4 protein-coding genes and 2 pseudogenes are annotated in these 9,531 nt (G+C 44.6%); 3 read left to right on the top strand and 3 right to left on the bottom strand.

Annotated features, from left to right (window positions below):
* The 3 genes from DXA05_RS27555 to DXA05_RS12235 form a co-directional block, all read left to right on the top strand.
* On the top strand, positions 1 to 193 hold a 193-nt coding region (locus DXA05_RS27555; protein ID WP_128859199.1), incomplete at its 5' end, for a hypothetical protein.
* A 569-nt stretch (positions 194 to 762) separates the two neighbouring features.
* Complete coding sequence (locus tag DXA05_RS12245) at positions 763 to 1,212, top strand: hypothetical protein (RefSeq protein ID WP_128859198.1); 450 nt, start codon at positions 763 to 765, stop codon at positions 1,210 to 1,212.
* Positions 1,213 to 1,512: 300 nt separating this feature from the next.
* Positions 1,513 to 4,074 (top strand): outer membrane beta-barrel family protein, encoded by a 2,562-nt coding sequence (locus tag DXA05_RS12235; RefSeq protein ID WP_128859196.1) that lies wholly within the window; start codon positions 1,513 to 1,515, stop codon positions 4,072 to 4,074.
* A 27-nt stretch (positions 4,075 to 4,101) separates the two neighbouring features.
* Here DXA05_RS12235 and DXA05_RS12230 read toward each other — a convergent pair.
* The 3 genes and pseudogenes from DXA05_RS12230 to DXA05_RS12220 form a co-directional block, all read right to left on the bottom strand.
* Positions 4,102 to 5,503, bottom strand: a pseudogene (locus DXA05_RS12230) (glucoamylase family protein).
* An 18-nt stretch (positions 5,504 to 5,521) separates the two neighbouring features.
* A pseudogene (gene bglX / locus DXA05_RS12225) lies at positions 5,522 to 7,830 on the bottom strand (beta-glucosidase BglX).
* 142 nt (positions 7,831 to 7,972) lie between these two features.
* Complete coding sequence (locus DXA05_RS12220; protein ID WP_128859195.1) at positions 7,973 to 9,505, bottom strand: RagB/SusD family nutrient uptake outer membrane protein; 1,533 nt, start codon at positions 9,503 to 9,505, stop codon at positions 7,973 to 7,975.
* Between the last annotated feature and the right edge of the window lie 26 nt (positions 9,506 to 9,531).

The raw sequence follows: 9,531 nt of genomic DNA, 5'->3' as shown, positions 1-9,531 counted from the left end.
AGATAAAAAAGGAGATAGTATAGAAAATAATAAAATAAAAGGTTATAAATCTACCCTCACCACCCCTCACCCTTGCCCCATATTTTATAATAAAAAGATAACGGGGAATCTTAAAAACTCAATCGTCTTTTTCAGATTTACCACAACGTTTTTAGAATACTCCATTATTTTATTCAAAACAGTGCAGGAATGAATCAAATTTTAGGGATATAGCTGTCCTAAACCAAATCCTCCAAGAATTACAATTGAGTCGGCTTGTTGAATATACATAACTTCCAGCATTTATTTCCATATTTCCACCACATTTCAAAAAATATGTATATCTTTGTCATACGCTTTCTGCTCATCAGCGTGATGAAACTAGTAGAAGGCGGTATATATTACTAAATGGAATATGTAATGTATTGTCTCTCCCACTCGAAACTTAGCAATTTCATATAGAGGAGAGATGATTCAACAGATATTCCACGCGAACGGCTTTATATCAACATATCCGTTGGAGATGTGTTATATATAAACGATTGGCGTGGATGTCTGTTGTTATCATTGTCTTTCTATAGGGTATGCTAAGACCTCGAGTGGAGATAATGGTGCAACAGCATTCACGTCTTTTTTGTGTCCGGTCGGTTATGATTACCCCTAAAAGTCTAACCTAAACAATTCCCCGTCCGCCCGAAATACAGAAAACGTGGATGCCCGTTGTGCCACATAAACAAAATAATACTCCATTTTTATTGTGGAACACATTAAAACAAAAGCATTATGCCAAAATGGATTAGCGTAGAAAAAGCGGCGGCCAAGTATGGAATCAACAAAGAAGTAATCTGGCTTTGGGCGGATATGAAAAGATTCCCGATGTCGTATGAGAAAGGTATCACCACTGTTGATGAAGAAAGCCTTATCGGATTCCTGCATCAGAATAAGGATCGAGTTACAGCCGAGTATATCGACACATTGGAAGACCTATGTATTGAAAAAGCAAATATCTGTAACTTATATGCTGAAATTATTGGCTGTCAAGACAAAGAACTCTTGTATCAAAGAGAGCAAATAGCTCGAATGAAAGAGATACAAACAGCTATGAAAAGGCAAAACAGCCGGCTCCGGGATTGTGAGAAAGTGTTCACGAAATATGAAGAGAACTTTAGTACCTGCTGGGTTGGAAGAATCTGCGCTCACTTAAGGCGGCTGATATGGTTGATACGACGGTAAATACCATTCTATCTCCTTTTAAATAAGGAATAACCGATACCGTTGAGCGGAAATGTCTAAAAGTACTCTTGAATAGAAAATTTAAAGATGCCCATGAATAGATATATTTAAAGATATCCCTAACAGAAATGTTTAAAAATACTAGAAATATACTGTAGTAAGATTTTTTATCCATTCGTTTTATATTCTTAACTCCGAAAAATTCGTAAGTGTAGATAAACCAACTACTTTTGGCTCTCGAATTTGCAGCATTTTTGAATGTCTTGCGTCTAATAAACATAAACTAATATATTTCTAGTCATGAAACACAGACTGTTACTACTAATTCTATTCGTATTCGCTACCTCCGTGGCGGGGTGGGCACAAAAATCCACAGCTCCTTCTTATACAGTCAAAGGAGTACTTATTGATTCTTTAACACAAGAGGGAGAACCGTATGCTACCATCAAAATAGCAAAGAAAAATGCTCCGGATAAAGCAGTCAAGATGGCGGTGACTGGGGCGAATGGTAAATTTCAGGAGAAACTGAATGTCGCTGCGGGCAATTACATCATCACCATTTCTTCGATTGGTAAAGCGCCGATAGTAAAGGAATTTACTCTAAAACCGTCCGTGAAGGAGGTTGACTTGGGCACAATGATTTCTTCAGAAGCCAATAACGTATTGAAAGGAGTGGAGGTAGTTGCACAAAAACCTTTGGTAAAGGTAGATGTGGATAAGATTGAATATAATATTGAAGATGACCCGGACTCAAAATCGAACAGTATATTGGAGATGCTTCGGAAAGTGCCTTTGGTAACGGTGGATGGAGAAGACAATGTACAAGTAAACGGCAGTAGCAGTTTCAAGATACATGTAAATGGAAAGCCCAATAATATGATGAGCAATAATCCGAAGGAAGTACTGAAAAGTATGCCGGCAAACACAATCAAATATATTGAAGTGATAACTTCACCGGGAGCTAAATATGATGCGGAAGGTATCGGAGGTATTCTGAATATCGTCACAGTAGGTTCCGGATTTGAAGGATACACGGCTACTTTCAGAGGAAATGCTAATAATAACGGAGTAGGTGCCGGCACTTACGCAATGGTGAAACAAGGTAAACTGACTGTTTCTGCCAACTATAACTACAATTATAATAATAGCCCGCGCAGCTATTCCGATAGTTATCGCGAAAACTACGAACCGGATAAAGAGAATGAAAAATATCTGGAATCGGAAAGTAGCTCCAAGTCGAAAGGGAATTTCCAGTATGGCAATTTGGAAGCCAGTTACGAGATTGATACGTTGAGGTTGCTGACCGTGGCTTTCGGAATGTACGGCAGCAGTGACAAAAGTAACAGTGACGGAAATACGATTATGCACGGAGCTGACCGACAGGATTTTGCGTACCGTTATAGAACCGACAATCATGGAAAAGGGTCATGGTATTCTATCAACGGAAATATAGACTATCAACGTACTTCCCGAAAAAATAAAGAACGGATGATTACGTTTTCTTATAAAATCAATTCCCAACCCCAAACGAATGATTCATATAATACTTATCTGGACATCGAGCCTGATGAGAATAAACTGGATATCATTAAAGAATTGTCATTAAAGAATTTCCATTCGGACGGAAAGACAAATACGATGGAGCAGACTTTCCAGGTTGACTATACTACTCCGATTGGAAAGCTGCATGCAATTGAAACCGGTGCCAAATATATTTTCCGACGTAACTCCAGTGATAATCGGTTTTATGAAGCCGAGGGAGCAAGTGAAAACTATGCATATAATGAGAATCGTAGTAGCGAGTACCGTCATTTGAATCATATTCTCTCTGCTTATGCCGGATATACGCTGAAATACAAGGGATTTACTTTCAAACCGGGATTACGTTATGAGCAAACCATACAAGAGGTGAAGTATCTGGTGGGTCCGGGCGAGAATTTTGATTCGAATTTTAGTGATCTGGTTCCTTCCGTTTCCTTGGGAATAAAACTAGGAAAGACGCAGAATTTGCGTGGTGGATATAATATGCGTATCTGGCGTCCGGGTATCTGGAATTTGAATCCTTATTTCGATAATCAGAATCCGATGTTTATCAGTCAGGGAAATCCGAACTTGAAGAGTGAGAAGAGTCATTCGTTCGACTTGTCTTACAGCAGTTTTACGTCCAAGTTCAACATCAATCTTTCTTTGCGTCATTCTTTCAATAACAATGGAATTGAAAGAATCAGTCGCTTGATTACTGATAAAGACGGAGAAATCTTTGAAGGCGGGCATAAAGCTCCCTACGGTGCACTGTATAGCACATACGGTAATATCGGAAAGAGCCGGGAAACAGGATTGAACTTTTATTTGAACTGGAACGCTTCTCCTAAAACGAGAATTTACGTCAATGGACGTGGCAATTATAGCGATTTGCGGAGTCCTGCCCAAGAGCTGCACAATTATGGATGGAATGCTTCTGCTTATGGAGGAATTCAGCAGACCTTACCGGGAAAAGTACGTTTGAGCCTGAACGGCGGAGGTAGCACACCCCGAATCAGTTTGCAGGGAAAAGGTTCAGGATATAGTTATTATAGTTTGGGATTGAGCCGTTCTTTCTTGAAAGAAGAACGTCTTTCTTTGAATATTTATTGCAGCAATGTTCTGGAGAAATACAGAACTTACAATAATCACACAGAAGGAGCTAACTTTATTTCGAAGAGTTCGAGCAAATATCCGAGCCGGTATTACGGTTTCAGTATTAGCTATCGGCTTGGAGAGTTGAAAGCCAGTGTGAAGAAAGCCGCACGAAGCATTGACAATGACGATGTGAAAGGTGGCGGCGGAGGAGGTGGAAACACCGGTGGTGGAGGTGGCCAGTAGACCACTTCCGCACACCGGGATTCCCTCTTATTTCTGTCTCACGTCTTGCTTGTTGGTGTTAAAACCAAGTTTGGTTAATCCGGCCTGTACGTCGGGATGGCTCATGAAAAGGTTCCATAATAATCCGCTCCGGTAGTTTTCGATCATGACAGCAATAGGACCCTGGTCGATAGCCAGATAACGTTGCGGATACCAATTGTCCGTTTCGCTGAAAGCATCGTAGAATCCGAAAGGACCGAACACTTTATCTCCCATACCATATAGATGGCGCATCACTTGCATGGAATATTCCGGTGTATAGACAATGGATGAAAGTGCGGCGGTAGGGGAGATTACTCCTTTGTCCTCCTGCTCATTGGGCGAATGAGCCGCATATCCATCGACGGAGTAGCTGGCGGTCAGTCCCCAACAATCCGGTCCGAAACCTTTGTAATGTTTAGGGTTGCGGATGCAGTAAGCACGGTTGACTAGTGTCAGGTTGCGCATTTCGTGGAAGTAGCTGGGGCAATATTCATCTTTTAGTCCCACCGGATCAAGTCCGAGGAAAGAATATTGAGCCCAGAAAAGCGGTCCGGCTTCAGTGCCTGATAGCGGAGGTGCAACTCGATTCCTTCCACTTTATGCGGAGAAACGATGGCTCCGTTCTGTGCCCAACCGTCATGATAGACAGCCGCAGGTACTCCGTGTGTAGGAGAAGCGGCGGCAAGAATATACATAATCATACATTCGTTGTAGCCGTGTACAGGGAAATTCATTTCCCAGCCATACGTTGGACTCCAATGCCAGTAAAGAACGTTTTGCCCGCCTTGCCGATACCAGTTCCAGTCGACATCCCGCCAAATCTGGTCGATACGTTGGGCGAGGGCTTTCTCTTTCTCGTTTCCGTTGACGTAATATTGGTGTACGGCCAGCAGTCCTTGGATGAGGAAAGCGGTCTCTACCAGATCGCCCCCATTATCTTTCTGGCCGAATGGTTTCACCTTGCCCGTATCACCATACCACCAATGAGGGTAGGCTCCGTGGAAACGGTCTGCCTTTTCGAGGAAAGAAACGATGCGTTCCATTCGTGCCAGTCCCTCTTCGCGGGTGACGTAACCGCGGTCGATTCCCGCAAGGATAGCCATGATGCCGAAGCCGCTGCCGCCGGAAGTGACTACGTTGGCATCGTTTTCTGGATAAACGCCGTCTACATGATAACGTTCGGGAGCTAAGCCGCTATTCGGCTCGGCACCTTCCCAGAAATAGAGGAAAGTCCGTCGCTGGACGGTATCCATCAGGCGTCGTCCGATAACGAGTCGGTGGCTGCGGAAAGGTTGTTGCTTTTGCTTTTCCCTTTACAGCTCTGGAAAGTCAGGGCAACGGCGGATAGAAATAGTAACATGAGCGGAAGTGCACTCATTTCTATTATTCTTTTATATTTATCGTTCATAATCAAGGTGATAAAAGTTTAGTTTAACGTGAACTTCGCGGTTTTCACATCACGGCTGTTCGTACCGATCATCACTTCAAAGTCGCCCGGTTCGGCAACCAGTTGCAAGTCATAATTATAGTATCGAAGCATTTCCGGAGCAATCTTGAAACGGACAATCTTCATTTCTCCCGGTTCGAGGAATATCTTTTGGAAACCTTTCAGCTCTTTGACGGGACGGGTACTGCTACCCACAACGTCGCGGATATAAAGCTGTACCACTTCCGAGCCGGGCCATGTTCCGGTATTGGTAACCTCCACTGCCGCGGTCAACGAACCGTTCATGTCCATGGAAGAATGACTCAAGTCGATGTCACTGTAAGAGAATGTCGTATAAGAAAGGCCGTAACCGAACGGATAAAGCGGATCATTATCCACATCGAGATAGTTGCTGCGGAATTTCTCGAACCATTTGCCATCTTTCAATGGGCGTCCGGTATTTTTGTGCGCATAATAAAGAGGTATCTGGCCGACATTCTTCGGGAAAGTCATGGTCAGTTTTCCACCCGGATTGACGTAACCGAAGAGGGCGTCACCAATGGCGTAAGCGGCTTCACTACCTCCGAACCATACATTCAGAATGGCAGGCACATGCTCCTGTTCCCAGTTCAGCGTAAGCGGACGTCCGGTGAATAACACCAGTACCACCGGTTTGCCTGTCTTTAAAAGCTCTTTCAACAGATTCTGTTGTACGTCGGGAATATTCAAGTCCGTACGGCTGCTGCTTTCACCACTCATTTCAGAAGATTCACCTAGCGCTGCGATGATGATATCCGACCGACGGGCTACGTTCAATGCTTCGTCCAACAACTGCTGGTCGGTGCGGTTGTCACGGTTCAGGGAACGGCCGAACATCGTTGCCCGTTCTTCGTAACTTGCATCACTAATCAGGTTGCTTCCTTTAGCGTACATGATATTCGCTTTGCCGGCTGTCATCTCTTTCAATCCTTCTACCAAAGAAGGGCAACGGTCGAGCACAGCTGCTACGCTCCATGTACCCGGCATATTGCTACGGCTGTTTGCCAACGGACCGATTACTGCAATATTTCCTTTAGGGTTGAAAGGCAACAACGGATTTCCGTTCGGATTACCGTCGGGACTGTCATTCTTTAGAAGAACGAAACTTTCTGCTGCAATCCTGCGTGCTGCATCACGATGGGCTTTGGTAAAGATGTCGCGTGCCGGACGTTTCGGATCGCAATATTTATAAGGATTATCAAACAATCCCAGTTTATATTTGGCTTCCAGAATACGACGACAAGCCGTATTCAACGTTTCCATAGAGACTTTTCCTTCCTGAACGGATTTCTTCAGTGTTCCTACAAAACCTCGCTTACCATATCCATATCCACTCCGGCATTGATGGCACGGGCAGATACTGTCTGAAGATCGCCGATACCGTGGTCGATCATTTCTGAAATGCCCGTATAATCAGTTACCACAAAACCGTTGAATCCCCACTGTCCGCGGAGAATATCCGTCATCAGCCATTTATTGGCAGTGGCCGGAATACCGTCTACTTCATTAAAAGAAGCCATCACGCTGCCTACACCCGCTTCAACGGCTGCTTCATACGGCAGCATATAATCATTGAACATTCGTTGGCGGCTCATATCCACGGTGTTATAGTCGCGGCCGGCTTCGCCTGCCCCATATAACGCAAAGTGTTTTACGCAGGCCATGATTTCGTCATTCCGTTCCATGTTTTTCCCCTGATAGCCGCGCACCATTGCTTCGGCAATCATGGCACCGAGAAACGGGTCTTCGCCACTACCTTCGGATACGCGTCCCCAACGAGGGTCACGTGAAATATCCACCATCGGGCTGAAAGTCCATGAGATTCCATCAGCACTTGCTTCTACAGCCGCAATGCGGGCAGACTCTTCAATGGCTGTCATGTCCCAGGTGCAAGACAAACCGAGCGGGATAGGGAACATCGTTTCGTATCCGTGAATAACGTCCATCCCGAACAATAACGGAATACCCAGCCGGGAATCTTCCACAGCTTGTTTCTGTACTTCACGTATTTTCTCTACTCCTTTCAGATTGAACAATCCTCCCACTTCGCCTTTCTTGATTTTTGCGGCGATGTCGCTGCTTTTAGCCTGTCCCGTAGTGATCTCTCCGGTGACAGGAAGATTTAACTGTCCGATTTTTTCTTCCAGCGTCATTTTATTCATCAATACGTCGATGAAACGATCCATATCCTGTGGCGACTTTTGTGCCGACGCGGTTAGAAAACCTGCGGCAAACAACAGGACGGATAGACTTAACTTTTTGTATATCATATTATTATAGTTACTTTTATCTCTATTCATATAAAGTCCTCCTGATGCGTTGAATGTTCGGCACCGAGGAGGACATTGTTCGACACCGAGGAACAGTAGTTTCGGCACCGAGGAAACAACCGTTCGGCACCGAGGAACTTTCTTATTGGTAGTCGGGGTTCTGTACTAACACTCCCTTAGACTTGTCGATCTCTGTCTGCGGCAGTGGAAGCAGTGCGTTTTTGTCCTGATAATTGGTTTTACCGGCTGCGTGCAACACTTCTTTTGCAATGCCCCAACGAACGAGGTCGTAGAAACGGTCGAATTCCAACCCTAATTCCACACGGCGTTCGTGGCGGATGGCCTCACGCAATTCTCCCTGATCGGTAGTCGTCACTTTAGGTAATATATTGGTATTGGTGCCTCTGGCGCGTGCGCGTACTTGTTCCAAATAGTCGATTGCTTCACCCGGAATACCTTTTTCATTAGCTGATTCGGCTCCCATCAGCAGTACATCTGCGTAGCGGATCAGACGAATGTTTACCCAATAACCTTTATTGGTATATTCTTTACGTAATGCCGGGTCGGTATAGGCTTTCTTATTGAAATAAGCACCCATTGCCGGGGAAACCGGAGACTCACCGTATGGTTCGTTGGTGTTTTCCGGTGTGATAGGATCGCTGTCCGAGTGGCGGAAGTAGAGTAGGGTAGAGTTTTTGCGTGGATCACCCTGTTCGTATGCTTGCGCCATATACTCTGTTGCCATGTGCCATCCCCAGCCCAAGTCCCATTGACCTGCTCCGCGTACACCTTGTACTTCACAGAACTGGCTGCCGATAACGGTACTTTGAGGAAGAGCGGCAGTAGCTGTACATTGCAACTCGAATATAGAACCTCCGTTATTTTCACCATCGTCCGTGAAAATCTCATTATACGGAGTCTTTAGGTTGTAGAGCCCCTTTTTGATGACATCGGTGGAGGCTGTGTACATATTGTTCCAGTCGTTGCGCATCATATAAGTACGCGCATGTAAGGAACGGGCAGCTCCCCAAGTCAGTCGTCCGGTGTATTCGCTGCTCCATGTTTCCGGCAATGACTCTTCTGCTGTTTTCAGGTCCTTGTCGATTTGCTCATAGATTTTATCAGCACTTGTCTTCGGGATATTGGCTTCCGAAGCATCGTTGATTTTGTAAGTCACCAAAGGAACTTCGCCGAAAGCTCTTACCAGATTGAAGTAACAATAAGCGCGGAAGAAAGAGGCTTCTCCTTTGTTGATAATATCTTCAGCTTCTGTCTGTCCGGCTGTCTCTTTCTCTGCAATAGCGGTAAGAATGTCATTACATTGGTAAATGATGGCATAATTCCTTCCCCAATAAGCACCCAGCAGGCCGTTGGTCGGTGTGTATACGAAGTCGTCGTACATTTCGGCCACGTCAGAACCGTCACTGGAAATACTTCCTTTTTCCGAGTCTTCGGAACGGAAACAGTGGATGGCAAGCGCGGGAGGTCCGGCAGTGACATCATAGTTACGCATCAGCGTATACACATTATAAATCTTACCGTTGACCAGTGCGTTCGGATTATCATCTTCCGTGAACTGTCCTTGCGGACTACGATCCAGAAAGTCACTACAACTACCTAGAAATAATGTAGTTGAAGTAATAAGGGTTGCAAATATATATTTATTCAGTTTCATATAATGATAGTTTTAAAGATTAAAGT

It is taken from the genome of Bacteroides sp. AM54-2NS (genome assembly GCF_003602935.1).
Classification (GTDB): Bacteria; Bacteroidota; Bacteroidia; order Bacteroidales; family Bacteroidaceae; genus Bacteroides; species Bacteroides xylanisolvens.
Note: the sequence above shows the minus strand (reverse complement) of the source record. Positions and strands in the feature narration are given on the sequence as shown.

Coding starts and splice junctions, on each gene's coding strand:
- DXA05_RS12245 (WP_128859198.1), top strand. CDS start 763: ATGCCAAAATGGATTAGCGTAGAAAAAGCGGCGGCCAAGTATGGAATC.
- DXA05_RS12235 (WP_128859196.1), top strand. CDS start 1,513: ATGAAACACAGACTGTTACTACTAATTCTATTCGTATTCGCTACCTCC.
- DXA05_RS12220 (WP_128859195.1), bottom strand. CDS start 9,505: ATGAAACTGAATAAATATATATTTGCAACCCTTATTACTTCAACTACA.